This window comes from Kitasatospora sp. NPDC001540 (assembly GCF_042894345.1).
Classification (GTDB): Bacteria; Actinomycetota; Actinomycetes; order Streptomycetales; family Streptomycetaceae; genus Kitasatospora; species Kitasatospora phosalacinea_C.
The window spans coordinates 1-23385 of record NZ_JBIAVO010000057.1 but is presented as its reverse complement, the minus strand read 5'-3'; the positions used below and the strand labels follow the sequence as shown (position 1 = coordinate 23385).

The window sequence follows — 23385 nt, the reverse complement described above, 5'->3', positions numbered from 1 at the left end:
TCCGTGCTGTCCGCGGGCGGGGCCGGTCAGTCGTGCCAGGCGCCGAGCTCCTCCAGCCGGGCCTGCAGCGGCTCGAACACGCCGGGCGGGGCGGCGACCGTCAGCTCGCCGTCCGCGGGCAGGCCGGGGCGGGAGCCGGTGAGCGCGCCCGCCTCCGCGGCGATCAGCAGGCCCGCGGCGCGGTCCCAGGGAGCCAGGCCGCGCTCGTAGTAGCCGTCGAACCGGCCGGCCGCCAGGTCGCACAGGTCGACGGCGGCCGCGCCGCCGCGGCGCACGTCGCGCACCTCGCCCATCAGCGCGTGCAGCACCTCGGCCTGGTGCACCCGGCGCTCGCGCAGGTAGCCGAAGCCGGTGGCGACCAGCGCCCGCCCCCAGTCCGGGGCCGGGCGGACCGCCAGCGGGCGGCCGTCCAGCGTGGCGCCGCCGCCGCGCACGGCCTGGAACAGCTCGCCCCGGGCGGGCACGAAGACCACGCCCACGACCGCCTCGCCGTCCAGTTCGGCGGCCACGCTGACCGCCCAGGAGGGCAGCCCGTACAGGTAGTTGACGGTGCCGTCGAGCGGGTCGACGACCCAGCGCACCCCGCTGGTGCCGGGGCGGTCGGCGCCCTCCTCGCCGAGGTAGCCGTCGTCCGGGCGGCGGGCGGAGATCAGCTCCAGCACCAGCTTCTCGGAGGCCAGGTCCATCTCGGTCACCACGTCCACCGGGCTGCTCTTGGTGGCGGCCACCCCGAGGTCGGCGGGGCGGCCGTCGCGCAGCAGGGCGCCGGCCCGGGTGGCGGCCTCGACGGCGGTGGCGAGGAGTTCCTGCAGCAGGTCGTCGGTCACGGGTCTCGGTCTCCTCGGGTTCTCGGGGCTCAGGCTTCGGCGGCGGCGGGACGGGGGGCGCGCGGGTTGGGGCAGCAGGCGGCCGGGCACAGGTCGTGGCTGGGGCCGAGGGCGCCCAGCGCGCAGCGGGCGACCGGCTCGCCGCGCTGGGCGGCGGCGCGCTCCAGCACCAGCTCCCGGACGGCGGCGGCGAACCGCGGGTCGGCGCCGACGGTGGCGGCCCGGGCGACCGGCAGGCCGAGTTCGGCGGCTTTGGCCACCGCCTCGGTGTCCAGGTCGTACTTGACCTCCATGTGGTCGGAGACGAAGCCGATCGGCACCATCACCACGGCCTCGGCGCCGTCCGCGTGCTGCGCCTCCAGGTGGTCGCAGACGTCCGGCTCCAGCCAGGGGACGTGCGGGGCGCCGGAGCGGCTCTGGTAGACCAGCTGCCAGGGCCGGTCGGTGACGCCGGTGCGCCCGGCCACCGCGTCGGCGACCAGCCGGGCCACCTCCAGGTGCTGGGCGACGTAGGCGCCGCCGGGGGTGCCGCGGGCCGGGTCGTCGGGGGCGCCGGAGCTCTCGGCCATCGCGGTCGGGATGGAGTGCGTGGTGAACGCCAGCCGGGCCCGGTCGCGCACCCGCTCCGGCAGTCCGGCGAGCGCGGCCAGGGTGGCGTCGACCATCGGCTCGACGAAGCCGGGGTGGTTGTAGAAGTGCCGCAGCTTGTCGACGGTCAGCTCCGGGCGCCCCTCGGCGGCCAGCTCGGCCAGCGCGTCGGCCAGGTTCTCCCGGTACTGGCGGCAGCCCGAGTACCCGGCGTACGCGCTGGTGGCCAGCACCAGCACCCGGCGGTGGCCGTCGTCGGCGATCTCCCGGAGCGCGTCCACCAGGTACGGGGCCCAGTTCCGGTTGCCCCAGTACACCGGCAGGTCCAGGCCCGCGTCGGCGAAGTCCTTGCGCAGCGCGGCCAGCAGCTCGCGGTTCTGCCCGTTGATCGGGCTGACGCCGCCGAACAGGAAGTAGTGCTTGCCGACCTCGGTCAGCCGCTCCTTGGGGATGCCCCGCCCGCGGGTGACGTTCTCCAGGAAGGGCACCACGTCCTCGGGGCCCTCCGGCCCCCCGAAGGACAGCAGCAGCAGCGCGTCGTACGGCGCGGGATCGGTGGGGCTCGGGGTGCGCGTGTCGGACATGCTCCCGATCCTGCCACCCGGAGGGGGCCGTCCGGTGCACGGAGCGGCGGCGAGGTGGCGGCGGGGCGGGGCGGACGGCGCCCGGGATGTCCGCAAACAACCCGGATGCGGACGTTCACCCCCGCTTCGTAAGCTGTGTGCACCACGGTCGTGCATTACCGATGGTTGCGTCCGCCACCCATCAGACCCCCACCCGACCTCGACGGAGCCACCCCCCGTGCTGTCCAGCTACCGCCAGATCTTCGCCGCCCCCGGCTCCCTGGCCTTCTCCCTCACCGGGCTGGTCGCCCGGCTGCCGATCTCGATGACCGGGATCGGCATCGTCACGATGCTCGGCGAGATCAAGGACTCCTTCTGGCTCGGCGGGCTGCTCTCCGCCTTCCTGGCCGTCTCCGCCGCGGTCCTCGGCCCGCGGATCTCCCGCCTGGTCGACCGGCACGGCCAGCGCCGGGTGGCCCTCCCGGCCACCGCCGTCACCGTGCTCTCCGCCGCCGGGCTGCTGCTGGGCGCGCACTACGGCCTCCCCGACTGGACGCTGTTCGTCTTCGCCGCGGGCATGGGCACCATGCCGAGCACCGGCTCGATGGTCCGCGCCCGCTGGGCCCACCTCTACCGGGACGCGCCGCCCAAGCTGCACACCGCGTACTCCTTCGAGGCCGTCGCGGACGAGGTCTGCTTCATCGTCGGCCCGATCCTGGCCGCGACCCTGGCCACCTCGCTCTTCCCGGAGTCCGGCCTGCTGCTCGCCGGGGTCTTCCTGGTCGTCGGCGTCCTGCTGTTCACCGCCCAGCGCCGCACCGAGCCGCCCGCCCATCCGGTCGAGCACCGCGGCGGCGCCTCGGTGGTCCGCGACAAGGGCATCCAGACCCTGCTGCTGACCCTCGCCGCGGTCGGCGTGGTCTTCGGCTCGGTCGAGGTGGTCACCGTCGCCTTCGCCAAGGCCCAGGGCCACCCCGCCTCCTCCGGCTACGTGCTCGCCGTGTACGCCCTCGGCTCCTGTCTGGCCGGGGTGGTGTTCGGCGCGCTGAAGTTCACCGCCCCGCTGGACCGCCGCTTCCTGGTCGGCGTCGGCGTGATGGCCGTCGGGATGGCGCCGCTGGTGCTCGCCGCGCAGCTGCTGCACGGCACCGCGGCCCTGGTCGGCGTCGGCGCCGCGCTGTTCCTCTCCGGCCTGGCCATCTCCCCCACCCTGATCACGTCGATGGCCCTGGTCGAGCGGCTGGTCCCGGCCGCCCGGCTCACCGAGGGCATGACCTGGACCACCACCGGCCTCGCCCTCGGCGTCGCGGCCGGGTCCTCCGTCGCCGGGATCGTCGTCGACGCGGCGGGCAGCGCCAACGGCTACCTGGTCCCGGCCGCCGCGGCCGTCCTCGCCGCGGCCACCGCCTGGACCGGCCTGCCCCGGCTGCGCCGCCAGCTCGCGGCGGCGGACCGGCAGCCCGTCCCGGTGGCCTCCTGAACGATCCGGCCCCGGCCACCCATGGACCCGCGCGTTCGTTGTGACTACGCTCCCCGTACCCACCGGTAGAACCGGGAGGTAGGGCGCGCGGGCGGGAGGCTCCGGAGATGACCGAGGTGTGGCGGAACTGGGCGGGCAACCAGAGCGCGCGGCCCGCGCGGGTGGTGGCGCCGGGATCGGTCGAGGAGCTCTCGGCCGCGGTGGTCGCCGCCGGGGCGGCCGGGCTGCCGGTGAAGGCCGTGGGGGCGGGCCACTCGTTCACCGCGATAGCCGCCGCCGGGGACGCCGTGCTGGTGCGCCCCGACCACCTGACCGCGGTGCGGAGGCTCGACCGCGAGGCCGGGACGGTCACCGTCGAGTCCGGCCTGCCGCTGCACCGGCTGAACCGCCTGCTCGCGGCCGCGGGCCTCTCGCTGACGAACATGGGCGACATCGAGGTGCAGACGGTCGCGGGCGCGACCAGCACCGGCACCCACGGCACCGGCCGGGACTCCGGCTCGCTCGCCGCGCAGGTCCGGGAGGTCGAGATCGTCCTCGCCGACGGCTCGGTGCGCACCTGCTCGGCGACCGAGGACCCGGAGCTGTTCCAGGGCGCCCGGCTGGGCCTGGGCGCGCTGGGCGTGGTGAGCGCGCTGACCTTCGCGGTCGAGCCGATGTTCCTGCTGAGCGCGCACGAGAAGCCGATGGGCTTCGACGAGGTGCTGCACTCCTTCGACGACCTGGCGGCCGTCAACGAGCACTTCGAGTTCTACTGGTTCCCGCACACCGACCGCTGCTCGACCAAGCGCAACAACCGCAGCCAGGGCCCGGCCGAGCCGCTGCCGGGGTTCAAGGCCTGGCTGGACGACGACTTCCTCTCCAACACGGTCTGGGAGGGCGCCTGCCGGGTGGGCCGGGCCTTCCCCGGCGCGATCCCGACCATCGCCCAGGTCGCCAGCCGGGCCTGGTCCGAGCGCCGCTTCACCGACCAGGCGTACAAGGTCTACACCAGCCCGCGCAAGGTGCGCTTCGTCGAGATGGAGTACGCGGTGCCGCGCGAGGCGGCCACCGAGGTGCTGCGCGAGCTGAAGGCGATGGTGGAGCGCTCCGACTGGCGGATCAGCTTCCCGGTGGAGGTGCGGGTGGCCCCGGCCGACGACCTGTGGCTGTCCACCGCGAACGGGCGGGACAGCGCCTACATCGCCGTCCACCTGTACCGGGGCACCCGCGAACTCTCCTACTTCACCGAGGTGGAGAGGCTGATGACCGCCCACCAGGGGCGCCCGCACTGGGGCAAGCTGCACACCCGAGACGCCGAGTACCTCTCCTCCGTCTACCCGCACTTCGGCGACTTCACGGCGCTGCGCGACAAGGTCGACCCGGAGCGCCGGTTCGCCAACGCCTACCTGCGCCGGGTGCTGGGGGCCTGAGCGCCCGTCATCCGGTCGGCCCGGCCGCCCCCGGCGGCGCGTCCTGCCCGCCCGGGGCCTGCGCGGACGGCCCGGGCGAACCGGCCGAACCGCTCGGCGACGGCTGCGCGGACGCCCCCTCGGACGGCGGGGCCGAACCGCTCGGCGCCGGCGACGGGTCGGCCGAGGGCGCGGACGAGCCCGAGGGCGGGGACGAAGGCGTGGACGTGGCCGGGGGCGTGGCCGAGGGCAGGTCGGACGGCCCGGTGGACGGCGTGCCGTCCCGGTCCGTCGGCTGCCGGTCGCCGGACGGCCGCGAGGGGTTGAACGAGGTGCCGCTGCCGTCCTGCCCGGTGGTGATGTCGTGCAGCGGTTTCCCGGCCGCGAGTTCCACCGTGAGGATCGGCACCATGGCGAGCACGAACACCAGCCCGGAGACCGCCGCGTACGACTTCCACGTCCAGCGGCGTTTCGCGCGCAGCACCCGGGGGGCGTTCCACTCCCGGCTGATTCCGTTCGCCGGGGCGGGCGCCGGGCGCACGACCGGAGCGGATTCGGTGCCGCGTTCCACCGCGCTGCGCAGTTGTTCCCCGGTGCGTTTCAACAGGTGCTGGAAGAGCGCGCTCCCGACGGTCGCCCCCACCGAGACGACGGCCGCGCCGAGTATCGTTCCGTACACTCCGAGTTCCGAGGCGAGCACCGCACCGGCCACCGCCGCCAGGGCGCTCGCCGCCACCTGAGTGGCCGTCAGGTCCAGCCGTCTGCGTTCCGCCCGCTCCTCGGGCCCGGCCGGTCCGTGCGCGAACTGCTGGCTCCTCTGCGGCATCCCTGTCCCTCGGTAGGCGTGTCGGAATTTCGAACAAGTCTCTCCATCTTGCCCAAAGAAGGACACAAGGGTCGAAAATCCGGTTCTCCCCGGTCGATATATGTGAAGATGATCACCGTCCGTTGATCGTCGGCGGGTCATTGGGGTGCCCGGTCTTGAGATTCCGCTGATTCGCGGGAGACTTGAGCGGCGAGCCGCCCCTCGGGATGCCACGAATGGAGTACTGTTCGTGGAGCCTGAGCCTTCGGACTCGTTGTCGACGACCCGTCAGACAACTGGACCGGGCGCCCGGGTGCGATGTCGACCGTCGACGTGGCAAACAGGCAACCGTGCCACAGCGGCGCGCCCGGGTGAAAGCCCGACACGCCGGGTAACTCTGCAAGGTTGTGGCCACTCGCCAGCGGGCAGGCCACACTCAGTACGGGAGCAGCGACGCAGGTGACGTCGGCAGGCACCACCCGGGAGGTAACCGTGCCCGAACTGCGCGTCGTGGCCGTCAGCAACGACGGCACACGGCTGGTGCTCAAGGCTGCCGACAGCACGGAGTACACCCTGCCGATCGACGAGCGGCTGCGCGCCGCCGTCCGGGGTGACCGCCCGCGGCTCGGCCAGATCGAGATCGAGGTGGAGAGCCACCTCCGCCCCCGTGACATCCAGGCGCGGATACGAGCCGGTGCCTCCGCTGAGGAGGTCGCCCAGGCCGCCGGGATCTCGGTGGAACGCGTCCGCCGCTTCGAGGGCCCGGTGCTCGCCGAGCGCGCCTTCATGGCCGAACGCGCCCGCAAGACGGCGATCCGCCGCCACGGCGAGTCCACCGGCCCGCAGCTCGGCGAGGCCGTCGCCGAGCGCCTCGCACTGCGCGGCGCCGAGAAGGACACCGAGCGCTGGGACTCCTGGCGCCGCGACGACGGCACCTGGGAGGTCATCCTCGCGTACCGCGCCGAGGGCGAGCACCGGCGCGCCAGTTGGTCCTACGACCCGCCCCGGCGGCTGGTCCAGCCCAACGACGACGAGGCCCGCGCGCTGATCGGCGAGAACGTCGAGCGCGAGGAGGACTCGGTCTTCCCGTTCATCCCGCGGATCGCCCGGCTCCCGCACGACCGCCCGGCCCGCCCGATGATCGAGCGGCCCTCCGCCGACCGCATCATGCAGGTCCGCGAGGCCCGGGAGGCCGCCGCCTCCGCCGCCGCCGCGACCGCTGCCGCCCCCGAACGGGACTCCCTCACCAGCCTGCTGGACGTGGTCCCCTCCTACCGCGGCGACCTCACCCCGGTCGGCCCCAGCGTGGAGACCGCGGTCGCCGAGGAGGTCGTCGAGGAGACCGCGGCCCCCGCGGCGAGCGTCGGCGCGGGCTCCGCGTACGCGGACATCCTGATGCCGCGCTCCGTCGCCCCGCACCGCGACCGCCTGGTCGGCACCACCGACCGCCAGGCCGAAGCCGACGGCGTCCGCCCGGGGCGCCGGGCGACGGTGCCGAGCTGGGACGAGATCGTCTTCGGGTCGCGGCGCAAGAAGCCCGAGTAGCGCCCTCGCGGGCTGCGCCGTCAGGGGCTCGGGGAACTCTTCGGCAGACGAGCATGCACAACAGGGGCTCGGGGAACGGCGAGCCCGAGCTGCTGACGAGCCCCTTCAGGGGCTCGGGGAACGGCGAGTCCGAGCTGCTGACGGCCGGAGCCCATCGATGCGTCCGTGCTGCTTCGGGCCGTAGGAACAGAACCCGAAGCCACCGCACGCACCGGCAGTGAACCGTGAGCAGCCCCGAGCCCGCCGTTCCCCGGGCCCCTGATGGCGCGCCTCGCCGTTCTCCCCGGGCCCCTGACGGGGCGCCCCTACGCCACGGGGTTGGCCGGGTTGGCGGACCACTCGCTCCAGGAGCCCGGGTAGAGGGCGGCGCCCTCGTGGCCCGCGAGGGTCAGGGCGAGGAGCTGGTGGGCGGCCGTGACGCCGGAGCCGCAGTAGACGGCGGTGCGGGCCGGGTCGGTGACGTGCAGCGCGGCGAAGCGGGCCGCGAGCGCCGCCGGGGGCAGGAAGCGGCCGTCGGGGCCGAGGTTCTCGGTGGTGGGGGCGGAGGCGGCGCCGGGGATGTGGCCGGCCCGCGGGTCGACGGGTTCGGTCTCGCCGCGGTAGCGCTCGCCCGCCCGGGCGTCGAGGAGCAGGCCGGTGCGGGCGAGTTCGGCCGCACCGGCCGCGTCGACGGTGGGGAGGTGGCCGGGTTCGACCTTGAAGTCGCCCTCGCCGGGGGCCGGGACGTCGGTGGTGAGCGGGTGCCCGGCGGCGGTCCAGGCGGCGAGGCCGCCGTCGAGGACGCGGACGTCGCCGTGGCCGGCCCAGCGCAGCAGCCACCAGGCGCGGGCGGCGGAGAGCGCGGGCCCGGCGTCGTAGGCGACGACAGGGCGGTCCGCGGTGACGCCGGCCCGGCGCAGGGCGGTGGCGAGGCGGTCGGGGTCGGGCAGCGGGTGGCGGCCGGCCGGGCCGGGCGGGTCGGCGAGTTCGCGGTCGAGGTCGAGGTAGTGCGCGCCGGGCAGGTGGCCCTTCGCGTACTCCTCGGCGCCGGGCGGGCCGCCGAGCGCCCAGCGGATGTCGAGCAGGACGGGTGCGCGGTCGGTGCCGAGGGCGTCGGCGAGTTCGGCGACGCTGATCAGGGGCGAGGTCATGCCGTCATTGTGGCGTGCGGGGGCGGTGGTCGGGGCCGGGTCGGGAATCGCGTCACCCGGCGAAACGATCCGGCCGGGGAGGGGTCAGCCCTCGAACGGGAGGACGTCCGGGGAGAGGACGGCGGCCCGGGCGGTGGCGGCGGTGAGGCGGCGACGGTGGTGGCGGCGGCAGAGCACCTCGTAGCCGATCTCGTCCTCGTTGACGGCGACGTCCCCGACCACGACCTGCGCGCCCTCGACGACCATGACGCCGCCGACGGTGCGGGCGTTGTGGGTGGCGCGGGCGCCGCACCAGCAGAGCGCCTCGACCTGGAGGACCTCGACCCGGTCGGCGAGTTCGATCAGCCGCTGGGAGCCGGGGAAGAGCTTGGTGCGGAAGTCGGTGGTGATCCCGAAGGTGAACACGTCGATGCCCAACTCGTCGACGATACGCGCGAGTTGGTCGATCTGGGCGGCGGAGAAGAACTGCGCCTCGTCGCAGATCAGGTAGTCGACCCGGCCCCCGGCCGAGAGCAGGTGGACGACGTACGCCTGGAACTCGAAGTCGTCGCCGACCTCGACCGCGTCGGCCCGCAGGCCGAGTCGGCTGGAGATGGTGGCGGCGCCGGCCCGGTCGTGGCGGGTGAAGATGATGCCCTGGCGGCCGCGGGCGGCGTGGTTGTGGTCCATCTGGAGGGCGAGCGTCGACTTGCCGCAGTCCATCGTGCCCGAGAAGAACACCAGTTCAGCCATGGTGGGGCAGCAGCCTTTCGGGTGAGGGGGTCAACGGGCGGGCTCAGCCGCGGACTTCGAGCAGCGGGACGAGCTGTTCCACGGGGGTCATCGAGCCGTGCAGGCCGACCATCTGGGACTCGCCGGGCTCGCTGCGGGTGGCGACGATCGCGATGTCGTCGCGGGCGGCGGCGACCACGTCGCCGATCCGGGGCAGCACCCGCTCGTCCACCGAGGGGCCGAACCAGCCCGCGGCGACGGCCTGTTCGCGGGTGGCGACCCACATCTGCTCGCCGAGCACCTCGCTCCACACCGCGTGCACGTCGCCCGCCGCACCGGGGTGGGCGTAGACGTGGCGGGCCCGGCCCTCGCCGCCGAGCAGGGCGACGCCGGCCGAGAGCTCCCAGTCCTCGTCGAAGTCGATCCGGTTCTCCGGGGCGATGTCGATCATGCCGTGGTCGGCGGTGACGTACAGCGCGGAGCGCGGCGGGAGCTGCTCGGCGAGGCGGCGGGCCAGGCGGTCCACCGTGAAGAGGGTCAGTCGCCACTCGTCGGAGTCGACGCCGAAGCGGTGCCCGGCGGCGTCCAGCTCGCTGAGGTACGTGTAGACCAGGGCGCGGTCGTGCTCGGCCAGCCAGGCGGCGGCCCGGTCGATGCGCTCCTCGCCGGTGGTGCGGCCGAGGAAGGTGCCGCCGGAGAGCGCGACCTGGGTGAGCGGGGTGGAGGAGAACAGCGGGGAGGAGACCTGGGCGGTGGCCACCCCGGCCTGGTGGGCCCGCTCGAAGACGGTGGGGTAGGGCTGCCAGGCGTGCGGGTCGACCGGCGGGTTCCAGCGCAGCTGGTTCATCAGCCGCCCGCTGTCGGGGATCATCACCGTGTAGCCGGCCAGGCCGTGCTGCCCGGGCGGGAGGCCGGTGCCGACCGAGGCCAGCGAGGTGGCGGTGGTGGACGGGAACCCGGCGGTGATCGGGGTGCGCCCGGCGGTCAGCGAGTTGAGGAAGGGCGCCCAGTCGGGGTTGGCCCGGACCAGCTCCCAGCCGAGGCCGTCGACCAGGAAGACGCAGACCCGGTCGGCGGGCTCCAGCGGCAGCACGGGCCGGTAGCCGGGCACGCCGAGGCCCGCCGCGAGCGTGGGCAGCAGGTCGGAGAGCGAGGCGCAGCCGTAGCGCGGGGCGGGGGCGTCGGCCGGGTCGAGCGGGTCGTAGGGGTCCTCGTGGTGCATGCGGGTCAGCCGTTGGCCACGGTCGCCTCGGACAGCGCCCGGGCGAACACCAGCGCCTGGGCGACCGTCTCCGGCCCGTCCCCGGCCTCGCTGACCCGCAGCGACAGGTCGTCGGCGGTGGCGGAGCCGGTGTAGCCGTGGTCCGCCTCGCAGTTGGGGTCGGAGCAGCCGGCCGGCTCCAGGTCGAGGCGCTGGACGGCGCCCCAGCCGATGGTCAGGACGACCTCGCGCGGCGGGGTGCCGGGGGTGTACGTCTCGGGGTTGGCGACCATGCGGCTGACCACCACGGAGGTGATCCGGTCCAGCCGGACCGTCTCGGTGGAGGTGGTGGCGTACGGGACGGGGGTGGCCGCGTCGCCGTTCTGCTCGTCGGTGTGGCTGACCACGAAGCGGGACGGGGTGAGCACCAGCACGGTGACGTGCCGGCGGACCTCGTTGGCGTCGAAGGTGGTCTCCTGGTGCACCAGGTACGAGGTGATCGGCTCGGGGCCCACCGCGGACTCCACCGCCTCGGAGACCAGCGCCGGGTAGTAGCCGCTGCGCTCGATCGCGGACCGCAGGTCCTGCGTGGTGGTACCGGTCTTCGCCATATCTCCATCCTGGCATGTCCCGCCGCTGCGGCGGGTGGCACTGCGCCGGGTCTCCCGGCCCGCACCGCGCCGGGGGCCGCCCGGTCCTGCCGAGCGGGCAACCACGCAAGGTTACAGCGTGCTCATGGCGCGCGGTCCCAGATCGGTGCGGACCGGCAGCGGGGCGATCCGGACCCGGGCGCCGAGCACGGCCAGGCCGTGCGGGGCGACCACGACGGGCTCCAGGTCGACCGAGGCGACCTCGGGCAGGTCGTCGACGAGGCGGGAGACCCGCAGCAGCAGCACCTCCAGCGCGTCGGTGTCCACCGCCTCGGCGCCGCGCCAGCCGAACAGCAGCGGGGCGGCCCGCACCTCGCGGATCAGCTCGGCCACGTCCCGGTCGGTGGCCGGGACGAGGCGGTGGGCGACGTCGCCGAGCAGTTCGGCGGGGGCGCCGGAGAGGCCGAAGGACAGGATGGTGCCGACGGCCGGGTCGACGGCGGCGCCGATCACGGTGTCCACGCCGCGCGGGGCCAGCCGCTGCACCACCAGTTCGGCCTGGGCGGCGCCGCCGAGCAGGGCGTCGAGCTCGTGGTGGGCGCGGCGCAGCTCGGCCTCGCCGGTCAGGTCGAGCCGGACGCTGCCCAGGTCGGGGCGGTGCCGCAGGTGCTCGGCGGTGGCCTTCAGGGCGACGGGGTAGCCGAGGGTGGCGGCGGCCTTGACGGCGCTCGCCTCGTCGGGGGCGGGCAGCGTCGGGCTGACCGGGATGCCGTAGTGGCCGAGCAGTTCGGCGGCCTCGGCGTCGGGCAGGGTGACCCGGGCGCCGCCCGCCTGCAGCCGGGCGGCGACCGCCTCCCGGCTGGTCAGGGCGCGCTCGACCAGGGCGCGGGCGGCGTGCTCGTCGACGCCGTCCAGTTCGGGGACCCGGGCGGTCTCCTCGGCCTCGGCGCTGCGGCGGCGCCACTTCGCGTAGCGGACGGCGTCGGCCAGCGCGTGCACGGCGCGTTCGGGGGCGGGGTAGGCGGGCACTCCCCCGGCCCGCAGCCGGGCGACCAGGGCGGGCAGCGCGAGGTGGGCCAGCAGCAGCGGTTTGCCGAGTTCCCGGCCGCGGGCGGCGGCGTCCATCAGGGCCCGGGCGATCTCGGGGTCGTCCTCGACGGGTTCGGGGGCCGCCCCGGGGCCGCGCACGCCGATCGGCGGGATGGCGACGGCGATCACGGCGTCGGTGCCGGGGTCGGTGAGCGCGGTGTCCAGGGCGACCCGGAAGTTCTCGCCGCTCGCGCCGGTGGTCAGGTCGACGGGGGTGCGGGGGCGCAGCCCGGCGCTCAGGCAGGTGTCGTAGGTGAGCAGGCCGAGCGAGTCGGAGTTGCCGACGATCGCGATCCGGCCGCCCCGCGGCAGCGGTTGCCCGGCGAGGAGTTCGCCGGTGTCGAAGAGCTCGGTGATGGTGTCCACCCGGATCACCCCGGCCTGCTGGAACAGGGCGTCCACGGTGGCGTCGCGCAGCCGGGTGGCGGCGGGCTGGACGGCGTGGCCGGGCGGCAGGCTGCCGGTGTGCCGGGCGCCCTTGAGCACCACCACGGGCTTGGCGGCGGCCAGTCGGCGGGCGATCCGGGTGAACTTGCGCGGGTTGCCGAAGGATTCGAGGTACAGCAGCACCACCTCGGTGGCGGCGTCCTCCTCCCAGTACTGGAGCAGGTCGTTGCCGGAGACGTCGGCCCGGTTGCCGACCGAGGCGAACGAGGAGATGCCGGTGCCGCGCCGGTGCGCGGCCTCCAGCAGGGCCACGCCGATCGCCCCGGACTGGCAGAACACGCCGAACGGGCCGCGCTCGGGCAGGGCGGGGGCCAGCGAGGCGTTCAGCCGGTGCCCGGGGTCGGTGTTGAGCAGGCCGAACGCGTTCGGGCCGATCACCCGCATCCCGGCCGCCCGGGCCTGCCGCACCAGCGCGCGCTGCTTGTCCCGCCCGTCCGGCCCGGTCTCGGCGTACCCGGCGCTCACCACCACCAGGCCCTGCACGCCGTGCACCCCGCACTCGGCGACCGCGCCCGGGACGGACGGCTCGGGCACCGCGATCACCGCGAGGTCCACCGGCCCGGGGACGTCCAGCACCGAGCGGTGGGTGGGCACGCCCTCCAGTTCGGTGCCCGGCTCGGCGCCCCGGTTCACCGCGTACACCGGCCCGTCGAAGCCCGCCCGGGCGGCGCGCAGCAGCGCCCGGCCGACCGACTGCGGGTTGCGCGAGACGCCGACCACGGCGATCGAGCGGGGGGTCAGCAGGCGCTGCACGGAGCGGGCCTCGGCGCGGTGCTCGCGGGCGCGCATCACGGCGAGCGAGGCGGCGGTCGGTTCCAGGTCGAACTCCAGGTGCACCACGCCGTCGGCGAAGCTGCGCCGCTGGGTGTACCCGGCGTCGGTGAAGACCTTCACCATCTTCCGGTTCTCCGGCAGCACCTCGGCGGTGAACCGGCGGATGCCGCGCTCCTGCGCCACCGCCGCGATGTGCTCCAGCAGCGCGGAGGCGATGCCCCGGCCCTGGTGCGCGTCCTGCACCAGGAAGGCGACCTCGGCGTCGGTGCCGGTGGTGGAGGGCATCCCGTCCTTGTCGGTGCGGTCGTAGCGGACGGTCGCGACGAACCTGTCCCGCACCACCAGCGCCAGGCCGACCCGGTTGACGTAGTCGTGGTGCGTGAAGCGGCGGACGTCCTTGTCGGACAGGCGCGGGTACGGGGCGAAGAAGCGGAAGTACTTGGACTGGTCCGAGACCTGCTCGTAGAACTCCACCAGCCGCTCGGCGTCGTCCGGGGTGATCGGCCGGATCCGGGCCGTCCCGCCGTCGCGCAGCAGGACGTCCGCCTCCCAGTGCTGCGGGTACCCGTTGTCCGGCTGCGCGCGCTCGTGCTCCACGCCCGCCAGCGTAGTCGTCGGCGAGCCTGGTGGCGCCAGGCGTGCCGGGCGCGGCAGGCTGGGTCCGGCCGCCTGGCGCCGCCGGGCCCGTGGCGTCCGGTCGTGCAACACTGGTCTAGACAACCCTGCACCACCCTGCACCACGTGAAAGGCACCTCTCATGGCTGAGCGCCGCGTCACCATCGGTTGGGCCGAGGGCCTGCACGCCCGTCCCGCCTCCGTCTTCGTCAAGGCCGTCACCTCCACCGGCGTCCCGATGACCATCGCCAAGGAGGGCGGGGACCCGGTCAACGCCGGCTCCATGCTCGGCCTGCTCGCCCTCGGTGCGGCCGGTGGCGACACCGTCGTCCTCGCCTCCGACGCGGAGGGCGCCGAGGCGGCGCTCGACCGGGTCGCCAAGCTGGTCCAGGAGGGCCTGGACGAGCTGCCCGCCGCGTAGGGCGGGGCGGGTCCGGGGAGCGGCGGGGCCGGGGCTGCTCACGGTTCACCGCCGGTGCGTGCCATCGGCTTCGGGTTCTGTTCCTGCGGCCCGAAGCAGCACGGACCTCCGACGGGCTCCGGCCGCCAGCAGCACGGACTCGCCGTTCTCCGAGCCCCTGACGTTCCCGCTCAGCCGCCCGCGAGCGCCCACCCCGCCGCCTCCCGGCGGGCCCCCGGCAGCAGCAGGGGGACGGCGAGCAGCAGTGCCGCGCCCGCGAGGTAGGGGGCCCGGGTGCCCCACTGGTGGGCGAGCAGCCCGGCGAGGGCGGCGCCGGTCGCACCCGCGGCGCCGAAGACGAGCTGGTAGGCCATCGAGACCCGGCCCAGCAGGCGGGACGGGATCTGGGCCTGGCGGAGGGTCACCCCGCCGATGGCCCAGGCGAAGTCGGTGACGCCGTAGCCCGCGACGGCGAGGGCGGCGACCGCGGGGGTCGGGGCCAGTGCCAGCAGGAGCGCGCAGCCGGCCGAGCCGAGGACGCCGGTGACCATGGTGGTGCGGGCGCCCCAGCGGTGCAGCAGCCGCGGGGTGATCGTGCTGCCGAGCAGACCGCCGACGGCGAACGCGGCGACCAGCAGGGCGAATCCGGTCGGGCCGAGGTGCTGGGTCCGGCGCGCGTAGAGGACCAGGACGGCGATCAGCCCGGAGGCGACCGCCCCGGTGAGGCCGCGGGCGAGGCAGAGCCGGAACAGGACGGGGCGGCCGCGCAGCCAGCGCAGCGCTTCGGCGACCTGGCGCCCCAGCGGGGCCCGGGCGGGGAGCGGCGGCGCTCCGCCGGGGCGGAAGTCGCCGCGCAGCAGGAGCACCAGGGCGGCCGCGACGGCGAAGGAGAGGCTGTCGACGGCGAGCGGGAGGACCGCGGCCAGCCCGAACAGGACGGCGCCGAGCGGGGTGCCGAGCAGGGTGTCGGCGATCAGGGCTCCGGCCTGCAGGCGGGAGTTGGCCCGGGCACGCCCGGCGGGCGGGACGAGGGTGGGGACCATGCCGGACCAGCCCGCGCCGTAGACGACGTCCCCCGCGCCCAGCAGCAGCGAGGCCAGCACCAGCCAGCCGATCCGGGCGGCGTGCGCGGCCACCGCGACGGCCAGGGCGCCGACCACGAGGGTGCGGGCGACGTCCGACCAGAGGAGCATCCGGCGGCGGTCGACCCGGTCGGCCCAGGCCCCGGCGGGGAGGGCGAGCAGCAGCGGGGGCAGCTGTCCGGCCAGCGCGACCAGGGCGACCAGCCGCGCGTCGTCGGTGAGTCCGACGGCGAGCAGCGGGAGGGCGACGAAGCGCATGCCGTCGCCGAGGCTGGATATGGTGACGGACGCCCAGAGGGTGGGGAAGCCGCGCGAGAACATGAACGAAAATATCGTTCACGTTTTACGAGGGAGTCAAGGGGCCCGCCCGCCCGGCACCGTACGAGGAGAGTGAACCCGCCGTGTCCCCCCTGGTCCGCGAGCCGCAGCAGCAGCGCAGCCGCGAGAAGTTCGCCCGCATCCTGTCCACCACGGCCCGGCTGCTGGCGACCGTGCCGCTCGACCAGCTCAGCACCAAGCAGATCGCGGCCGAGGCCGGGATGTCCGTCGGGGCGCTGTACCGGTTCTTCCCGGACAAGGAGGCGGTGTTCGAAACGCTGGAACGCAGCTGGATGGAGGGCGACCTGCGGCTGCTGGCGGAGGTCACCGAACCGGCGGCGGTGGCCGCCTGCGAGACCTCCGAGCACTTCCTGGCCCGGGTGGTCGAGGCGTACGCGGACCGGTTCCGGACGCTGCCCGGCTACCGGCAGGTGTGGTTCCACGTGCCGACGCCCCCCTCGCTGGTGGACGAGGTGAACGCGGCGGACCGGCGGATCGCCGCGCGGGTGCACGAGGTGCTGGTGGCCTCGTTCGGGCTGGCCGACACCGCCGAGACCAGGCGCCGGGCGGACCTGGCCGTCGCCGTGGTCGTCCGGATGCTCGGCATGGCGTTCCGCGAGGACCCGGAGGGCGACCCGGAGATCCTCGCGGACGCGGCGCTGATGATGGATCGCTACGTCTTCGCCCCGGCCCGCTCCACCACCGCCTCCGACTGACCCCCGCCGTCAGCCCTTCACGCAGATCACCTGCTTGAGGTGCGCGACGACCTCGACCAGGTCCCGCTGCTGGGCCATGACCTTCTCGATCGGCTTGTACGCACCGGGGATCTCGTCCACCACCCCGGAGTCCTTGCGGCACTCGACGCCCGCCGTCTGCGCCACCAGGTCCGCCGTGGTGAAGCGCTTCTTGGCGGCGTTGCGGCTCATCTTCCGGCCCGCGCCGTGCGAGGCGGAGTTGAACGAGGCGGCGTTCCCCAGGCCCTTCACGATGTACGAGCCGGTGCCCATCGAGCCCGGGATGATGCCGTACTCGCCGGAGCCGGCCCGGATCGCGCCCTTGCGGGTGACGAGCAGGTCGACGCCGTCGTAGCGCTCCTCGGCCACGTAGTTGTGGTGGCAGGAGATCATCTCGCCGAACGAGGCCCCGGCCCGCGGCAGTTCGCGGCGGACCGCGTCCTGGAACAGGGCCATCATCAGCGCCCGGTTGTGCTTGGCGTACTCCTGCGCCCAGAACAGGTCGGAGCGGTAGGCGTCCATCTCCGGGGTGCGGGCCAGAAAGACCGCCAGGTCGCGGTCGATCAGGCCCTGGTTGTGCGGCAGGGCCCGGGCGATCGACATGTGGTGCTCGGCGAGCTCCTTGCCGATGTTGCGCGAACCGGAGTGCAGCATCAGCCAGACCGCGCCGTCGTCGTCCAGGCAGAGCTCGATGAAGTGGTTGCCGCCGCCGAGCGTCGCCATCTGCCGGGCGGCCCGCTCGCGCCGCCAGTGCACCTCGGGGGCGATGCCGTCGAAGCGCTGCCAGAAGTCGTCCCAGCCCGCGGTGGACCGGCCCGGCAGCTTGCCCGGGTCGACCGGGTCGGCGTGCAGGCCGAGACCGACCGGGATGGCCTGCTCGATCCGGCTGCGCAGGCGCGACAGGTCGTCCGGGAGGTCCTTCGCGGTGAGCGAGGACTTCACGGCCGTCATCCCGCAGCCGATGTCGACGCCGACCGCGGCCGGGCAGACCGCGCCCTTCATCGCGATGACGGAGCCGACCGTCGCGCCCTTGCCCAGGTGGACGTCCGGCATCACGGCGAGGCCGTGCAGCCAGGGCAGCGTGCTGATGTTGCGCAGCTGCTGCATGGCCTGGCCCTCGACGGCGGCCGGGTCGGTCCACATCCGGATCGGGACGCGGACGCCGGGTACCTCGGTGTACGACATGGGTGTTCGACCTCCTGGGTCGGATGGGTTCATGGTGCCGCACGAAGACGCCCGGTGCGGCGGCGGGGAAGATCAGGGGGCGGCGGGCCCGGTGGGCGGGACCGCGGCGGGGCGGACGGACGCCGCGCGAGGACTGCTCAGGCAGTGCGGGGCGAACAACGGAAGGGCAGCCTCGGGGAGCGTCGTCGTGGCTCGACCCGCATGGTGACCGCCTCCTTCCGCGCTGTGTCCGACCGCGCGGCCGTCGCCCGGTCGGGGATATCTACCCACGCCGCCGCGAGGGCGCGCAAGGCATTAAAACGCCGAGGGTCCGGCGGGGCTGACGCCCCGTCGGACCCTCGCACGCGGAACGCGCACCGGAGCGGTCAGGCGATGACCGTGACGTCCCCGATGCCCAGCGCCTTGACCGGCTCGGCGATCACCGAGGCGTCGCCGACCAGCACGGTGACCAGCCGGTCCGGCGGGAACGCGGCGACCACGGCGCGGGTGGCGGCCGCGGTGTCGAGCTCGGCCAGCCTCCGGTAGAAGTCCGCCTGGTAGGTGTCGGGCAGGTACTGCTCGACCTGGTCCGCCAGGGTCGCGGCGACCGAACCGGCCGTCTCGAACTTCAGCGGGGCCACGCCGACCAGGAACTGCACGGCCTCCTCCCGCTCGGCGTCGGTCAGGCCCTCGGCGGCCAGCGTGCGCAGGATGGTCCAGGTGTCCTGCAGCGCGGGCGCGGTCGATCCGGTGTCCACCGAACCGCTGATCGCCAGCAGCCCGCGGCCGGAGCCGTCGGCGGCCGAGCGCAGCGCCTGGGCGAACGCCCGCACGCCGTAGGTGTAGCCCTTCTCCTCGCGCAGGACGCGGTCCAGCCGGGAGGTGAGGGTGCCGCCGAGGCAGTAGGTGCCGAGCACCTGCGCGGCCCACTCCGGGTCGTGCCGGTCCGGGCCGATCCGGCCGATCAGCAGCTGGGTCTGGACCGAGCCGGGCCGGTCGACGATGACCACCCGGCCGGCGTCGTCCGCGGTCACCGGGGCGTGCACGGCCGGCTCCCGGGTCTCGGCGGTCCACCGGCCCAGGGTGGACTCCAGCAGCGCCGCCAGGTCCGTCCCGGTGAGGTCGCCGACCACCACGGCGGTGGCGGTGGACGGACGCAGGTGCGCCGCGTAGAACGCCTGCACCGCCGCCCGGTCGATCCGCTTGACGCTCTCGGCGGAGCCCGCCCGCGGCCGCGACAGCCGGTCGGCGGCCGGGAACAGCTCGGCGTACAGCGCCTTGGCGGCGCGCCGGCCCGGGTTGGCCTGCTCGTGGACGATCTCGTCGAGGCGGTTGGCGACCAGCCGCTCGATCTCGTCCGCGGGCAGCGCGGGGGCGCGCAGCGCGTCGCCGAGCAGGGTCAGGCCGCGCTCCAGGCGGGAGGCCGGGACCTCCAGCGAGACCCGGATCGCCGGGTGGTCGGCGTGGGCGTCCAGGGTGGCTCCGGCCCGCTCCAGCTCACCGGCGAACTCCTCGGCGCTGAGCGTGTCGGTGCCCTCGGACAGCGCCCGGGCCAGGATCGAGGCGACGCCGTCCAGTCCCTCGGGCTCGGCGGCCAGCGGCGCGTCCAGCACCACGTCCACGGCGACCAGCTGCTGGCCGGGGCGGTGGCAGTGCAGCACCGTCAGCCCGTTGGCCAGGGTGAGCCGCTCGGGCGCCGGGAACGCCCACGGGGCGGGGGTGCCGGGCCGGGGCTGCGGGTGGAACTCCATCGCGGGGGTGTAGTCGCTCACGCCGCCGCCTCCTCGTCGCTGTCGTTGCTGTCATCGTCACCGGTCGGCTCGTACACCAGCACGGCCCGGTTGTCGGGGCGCAGCCGCGCGGCGGCCACCGCCCGGACCTCCTCGGCGGTGACGTCGAGGACCTTCGGCAGCGCGCTGTTCACCAGCTTCGGGTCGCCGAACAGGACGGCGTAGCGGCAGAGTTCGTCGGCCCGGCCGGCCACCGTGGTGAGCCGGTCCAGCCACTCGCGCTCGATCTGGGCCTGGGCGCGCTCCAGTTCCTCGGCGGTGGGGCCCTCGGCGGCGAAGCGGGCCAGCTCCTCGTCGACGGCGGCCTCGATCTGCTCCAGGGTGGCCTCGCCGCCCGCCTTCACGTCCAGCCAGCCGAGCGAGGGCGCGCCGGCCAGCCGCAGCAGGCCGAACCCGGCCGAGACGGCGGTGCGGTCGCGGCGCACCAGCCGGTTGTACAGCCGGGAGGACTCGCCGCTGCCGAGGACGGTGAGCGCCAGGTCGGCGGCGTCGGCCTCCCGGGTGCCGTCGTGCGGGAGCCGGTAGGCGGCCATCAGCGCGCGGGAGGGGACGTCCTCGCGGACCAGTTCGCGCACCTCGGCGCCGATGGTGTCGGGCAGGGTGCCGTCGCGCGGCGGCTGCTTGCCGTCGTGGGCCGGGATCGAGCCGAAGTACTTCTCCACCCAGGCGATGGTCTGCTCCGGGTCGAGGTCGCCGACGATCGACAGCACCGCGTTGTTGGGCGCGTAGTAGGTGCGGAAGAACGTCCGGGCGTCCTCCAGCGTCGCGGCGTCCAGGTCGGCCATCGAGCCGATCGGGGTGTGGTGGTACGGGTGGCCGTCGGGGAAGGACAGCGCGGTGAGCTTCTCGAACGCGGTGCCGTAGGGCACGTTGTCGTAGCGCTGGCGGCGCTCGTTCTTCACCACGTCGCGCTGGTTCTCCATGGACGTCTCGTCCAGCGCGGCCAGCAGCGAGCCCATCCGGTCCGCCTCCAGCCAGAGCGCGAGCTCCAACTGGTGGGCGGGCATGGTCTCGAAGTAGTTGGTGCGCTCGAAGCTGGTGGTGCCGTTGAGCGAACCGCCGGCGCCCTGGACCAGCTCGAAGTGCCCGTTGTTGGAGACGTTCGCCGAACCCTGGAACATCAGGTGCTCGAAGAGGTGGGCCAGGCCGGTCCGCCCCTTGACCTCGTGCCGGGAGCCCACGTCGTACCAGAGGCAGACGGCGGCAACCGGAGTGAGGTGGTCCTCGGAGAGCACCACCCGCAGGCCGTTGGCCAGGCGGTGTTCGGTGATGGCGAGGCCGCTTGCGGGCGCGGGGTTGGCCATGCGGGGTCCTTCCCGTCGTCGGTTCCGGAGTGTCCGGGCCGGGGGCGTGTGACGCCCCCCATTGTGGTGCAACGCCCGGCGCCGCCGTCAGGTGTCCGGCCGCCGGGCGCGTTCGCCAGGGGCGGAAGCGCCCCGGGTGACCGGCGCTGTCCCACCGAGGGTCCACAATGGGGGGCGTTCACGCCCGCGTCCGCCCACCCCCATGTACCGCATGTATCGCAAGGGAGCCCCGCAGCGATGGCCCGCCGCAGTTCGCCCACCCCGCCGCCCGGTGACTTCGAGGAGCGGATCCTCGACGTCGATGTCGTGGACGAGATGCAGGGCTCGTTCCTGGAGTACGCCTACTCGGTGATCTACTCCCGGGCCCTGCCGGACGCCCGGGACGGCCTCAAGCCGGTGCACCGCCGGATCCTCTACCAGGCCAACGAGATGGGCCTGCGCCCGGAGCGCGGCCACGTCAAGTGCGCGCGCCTGGTCGGCGAGGTGATGGGCCGGCTGCACCCGCACGGCGACGCCTCGATCTACGACGCCGTGGTGCGCATGGCGCAGCCGTTCTCGATGCGCCTGCCGCTGATCGACGGCCACGGCAACTTCGGTTCGCTCGGCAACGACGACCCGCCGGCCGCGATGCGCTACACCGAGTCCCGGCTGACCGCCGCCTCGATGTCGCTGGTCGAGTCCATCCACGAGGACACCGTCGACTTCGGCCCCAACTACGACGGCTCCGAGCAGGAGCCCCAGGTGCTCCCCTCGGCGTTCCCGAACCTGCTGGTCAACGGCGCCACCGGGATCGCGGTCGGCATGGCCACCAACATGCCGCCGCACAACCTGTCCGAGGTGGTCGCCGCCGCCCGGCACCTGATCAAGCACCCGTCGGCGGACCTGGACACCCTGATGCGGTTCGTCCCCGGCCCCGACCTGCCCACCGGCGGCCGGATCGTCGGCCTCTCCGGCATCCGGGACGCGTACGAGTCCGGCCGCGGCACCTTCAAGATCCGCGCCACCGCGACGGTGGAGAACGTCACCGCCCGCCGCAAGGGCATCGTGGTCACCGAACTGCCGTACACGGTCGGCCCCGAGAAGGTGATCGCGAAGATCAAGGACCTGGTCAACGCGAAGAAGCTGCAGGGCATCGCGGACGTCAAGGACCTCACCGACCGCCAGCACGGCCTGCGCCTGGTCATCGAGGTGAAGAACGGCTTCGTCCCCGAGGCGCTGCTGGAGCAGCTCTACAAGCTGACGCCGATGGAGGAGACCTTCGGCATCAACAACGTCGCGCTGGTCGACGGCCAGCCGCTGACGCTGGGCCTCAAGGAGCTGCTGGAGGTCTACGTCGACCACCGCTTCACGGTGGTCAAGCGGCGCAGCGACTTCCGCCGCCGCAAGCGCCAGGACCGGCTGCACCTGGTCGAGGGCCTGCTGGTCGCGCTCGTCGACATCGACGAGGTGATCGCGATCATCCGCAACAGCGACGACGCGGGCCAGGCCAAGGACCGGCTGATGGAGCGCTTCGGCATCTCCGAGGTCCAGACCGCGTACATCCTGGACACCCCGCTGCGCCGGCTCACCCGCTTCGACCGGGTCGAGCTGGAGGCCGAACAGGCCAAGCTGCTCAAGGAGATCGCCGAGCTGACCGAGATCCTGGAGTCCGACAGCAAGCTGCGCTCCGTGGTCTCCTCCGAACTCGGCGCCGTCGCCAAGCAGTTCGGCACCGAGCGGCGCACCGTGCTGCTGGAGGCCGGCTCGGTGCCGTCCGCCGCGCTGGCGGTGCCGCTGGAGGTCGCGGACGACCCCTGCCGGGTGCTGCTGTCCTCCACCGGGCTGCTGGCCCGCACCTCCGACCTGGAGACGGTCACCGAGGAGGACGCGGCCCGCGCCAAGCACGACGTGCTGGCCTCCGCCGTCCCCGCCACCGCCCGCGGCGACGTCGGCCTGGTCACCACGGCCGGCCGGGTGCTGCGCCTGCCGGTGATCGACCTGCCCGCGCTGCCCCCGGGCACCACGGCGCTCTCCGGCGGCGCGGCGGTCTCCGAGTTCCTCCGGCTGGAGGCGGACGAGCGGCCGCTCGCCCTGACCACGCTGGACGAGTCCTCGCCCGGCCTGGCGCTCGGCACCGTGCAGGGCGTGGTCAAGCGAGTGGTGCCCGAATGGCCCGCCAACAAGGACGAGTTCGAGGTGATCGCGCTCAAGGACGGCGACGCCGTGATCGGCGCGGTCGAACTGCGCACCGGCGAGGAGGACCTGGTCTTCATCACCTCCGACGCCCAACTGCTGCGCTACCCGGCGGGCCAGGTCCGCCCGCAGGGCCGCCCGGCCGGCGGCATGACCGGCATCAAGCTGGCCGACGGCGCGAAGGTGCTCTCCTTCACCGCGGTCGACCCGGCGCAGGACGCGGTGGTCCTCTCGGTCGCGGCCGCCTCCGGCACGCTGGCCGGCGAGGAGCAGACCAGCTGGAAGCTCACCCCGTTCGACCAGTACCCGCGCAAGGGCCGGGCCACCGGCGGCGTCCGCTGCCAGCGCTTCCTGCGCGGCGAGGACGGCCTCGCCTTCGCCTGGGCCGGCACGCTGCCCGCCCTCGGCGCGGGCCCGGCCGGCCAGCCGGTCACCCTCCCCGAGCGCGACCCGCGCCGCGACGGCTCCGGCACCCCGGTGCCGTCCCCGGTCGCCGCGGTCGGCAGCCGGATGTAGCGCCGCGCACGGACGCACGGACGCGGGGGGGGGGGGGGGGGGGGGGGGGGGGGGGGCCGCCCCCCCCCCCCCCCCCCCCGCCGAGTCTAAGCAAGCGCTTAGTCATCGCGCCAGGGGCACACCCCCAGGGGCACACCGGGCGGACCGCTCAC

18 protein-coding genes are annotated in these 23385 nt (G+C 74.6%); 6 read left to right on the top strand and 12 right to left on the bottom strand.

Features of this window, described 5'->3' with window-relative positions:
• Positions 1-26 precede the first annotated feature (26 nt).
• Together ACFY00_RS36435 and ACFY00_RS36430 are read right to left on the bottom strand one after the other, a co-directional pair.
• Complete coding sequence (locus ACFY00_RS36435) at positions 27-827, bottom strand: inositol monophosphatase family protein (protein WP_388038100.1); 801 nt, start codon at positions 825-827, stop codon at positions 27-29.
• A gap of 29 nt (positions 828-856) precedes the next feature.
• Complete coding sequence (locus tag ACFY00_RS36430) at positions 857-1999, bottom strand: ferrochelatase (RefSeq protein ID WP_388038098.1); 1143 nt, start codon at positions 1997-1999, stop codon at positions 857-859.
• Between the two features lie 217 nt (positions 2000-2216).
• Between ACFY00_RS36430 and ACFY00_RS36425 the strand changes: the two genes are divergently transcribed.
• Both ACFY00_RS36425 and ACFY00_RS36420 read left to right on the top strand, forming a co-directional pair.
• Positions 2217-3458: an MFS transporter gene (locus tag ACFY00_RS36425; protein WP_388038095.1), complete on the top strand. Its 1242-nt coding sequence runs from the start codon at positions 2217-2219 to the stop codon at positions 3456-3458.
• Between the two features lie 107 nt (positions 3459-3565).
• Positions 3566-4867: a D-arabinono-1,4-lactone oxidase gene (locus tag ACFY00_RS36420; RefSeq protein WP_388038092.1), complete on the top strand. Its 1302-nt coding sequence runs from the start codon at positions 3566-3568 to the stop codon at positions 4865-4867.
• Positions 4868-4874: 7 nt separating this feature from the next.
• Here the strand turns inward: ACFY00_RS36420 and ACFY00_RS36415 are convergent, their stop codons facing one another.
• Entirely contained in the window at positions 4875-5672 is a 798-nt protein-coding gene (locus ACFY00_RS36415; RefSeq protein WP_388038090.1) for a hypothetical protein, read from the bottom strand.
• Positions 5673-6110: 438 nt separating this feature from the next.
• On the opposite strand from ACFY00_RS36415, the gene sepH reads away from it, so the two are divergent.
• Positions 6111-7196: a septation protein SepH gene (gene sepH / locus ACFY00_RS36410; RefSeq protein WP_388038088.1), complete on the top strand. Its 1086-nt coding sequence runs from the start codon at positions 6111-6113 to the stop codon at positions 7194-7196.
• 305 nt (positions 7197-7501) lie between these two features.
• On the opposite strand, the gene ACFY00_RS36405 is transcribed toward sepH, so the two are convergent.
• From ACFY00_RS36405 to ACFY00_RS36385, 5 genes are all read right to left on the bottom strand, one after another.
• Positions 7502-8326 carry a sulfurtransferase gene (locus tag ACFY00_RS36405; protein WP_388038085.1) on the bottom strand — a complete coding sequence of 275 codons (825 nt, stop codon included), beginning with the start codon at positions 8324-8326 and terminating at the stop codon, positions 7502-7504.
• An 84-nt stretch (positions 8327-8410) separates the two neighbouring features.
• The gene (locus tag ACFY00_RS36400) at positions 8411-9058 is read right to left on the bottom strand and encodes a thymidine kinase (protein WP_033253916.1); all 648 of its coding nucleotides are present in this window, start codon (positions 9056-9058) and stop codon (positions 8411-8413) included.
• A gap of 43 nt (positions 9059-9101) precedes the next feature.
• Positions 9102-10259, bottom strand: a complete 1158-nt coding sequence (locus ACFY00_RS36395; protein WP_388038082.1) for an alkaline phosphatase family protein — start codon at positions 10257-10259, stop codon at positions 9102-9104.
• A 5-nt stretch (positions 10260-10264) separates the two neighbouring features.
• Entirely contained in the window at positions 10265-10849 is a 585-nt protein-coding gene (locus ACFY00_RS36390; protein WP_285738795.1) for a DUF5998 family protein, read from the bottom strand.
• A gap of 111 nt (positions 10850-10960) precedes the next feature.
• Complete coding sequence (locus ACFY00_RS36385) at positions 10961-13735, bottom strand: GNAT family N-acetyltransferase (protein ID WP_388038079.1); 2775 nt, start codon at positions 13733-13735, stop codon at positions 10961-10963.
• Between the two features lie 160 nt (positions 13736-13895).
• Between ACFY00_RS36385 and ACFY00_RS36380 the strand changes: the two genes are divergently transcribed.
• Positions 13896-14174, top strand: a complete 279-nt coding sequence (locus tag ACFY00_RS36380; RefSeq protein ID WP_388038077.1) for an HPr family phosphocarrier protein — start codon at positions 13896-13898, stop codon at positions 14172-14174.
• Positions 14175-14344: 170 nt separating this feature from the next.
• Here the strand turns inward: ACFY00_RS36380 and ACFY00_RS36375 are convergent, their stop codons facing one another.
• On the bottom strand, positions 14345-15556 hold the full coding sequence (locus ACFY00_RS36375; protein ID WP_388038074.1) for an MFS transporter: 1212 nt from the start codon (positions 15554-15556) through the stop codon (positions 14345-14347).
• Positions 15557-15636: 80 nt separating this feature from the next.
• Between ACFY00_RS36375 and ACFY00_RS36370 the strand changes: the two genes are divergently transcribed.
• Positions 15637-16269, top strand: a complete 633-nt coding sequence (locus ACFY00_RS36370) for a TetR/AcrR family transcriptional regulator (protein ID WP_388038072.1) — start codon at positions 15637-15639, stop codon at positions 16267-16269.
• A 9-nt stretch (positions 16270-16278) separates the two neighbouring features.
• Here ACFY00_RS36370 and ACFY00_RS36365 read toward each other — a convergent pair whose 3' ends face one another.
• The 3 genes from ACFY00_RS36365 to ACFY00_RS36355 form a co-directional block, all read right to left on the bottom strand.
• Positions 16279-17472: an RtcB family protein gene (locus tag ACFY00_RS36365; protein ID WP_388038069.1), complete on the bottom strand. Its 1194-nt coding sequence runs from the start codon at positions 17470-17472 to the stop codon at positions 16279-16281.
• 365 nt (positions 17473-17837) lie between these two features.
• Entirely contained in the window at positions 17838-19202 is a 1365-nt protein-coding gene (locus ACFY00_RS36360; RefSeq protein WP_388038116.1) for a M16 family metallopeptidase, read from the bottom strand.
• Between the two features lie 17 nt (positions 19203-19219).
• Entirely contained in the window at positions 19220-20545 is a 1326-nt protein-coding gene (locus tag ACFY00_RS36355) for a M16 family metallopeptidase (protein WP_388038067.1), read from the bottom strand.
• Between the two features lie 237 nt (positions 20546-20782).
• Between ACFY00_RS36355 and ACFY00_RS36350 the strand changes: the two genes are divergently transcribed.
• On the top strand, positions 20783-23233 hold the full coding sequence (locus ACFY00_RS36350) for a DNA topoisomerase (ATP-hydrolyzing) subunit A (protein WP_388038064.1): 2451 nt from the start codon (positions 20783-20785) through the stop codon (positions 23231-23233).
• Positions 23234-23385 lie beyond the last annotated feature (152 nt).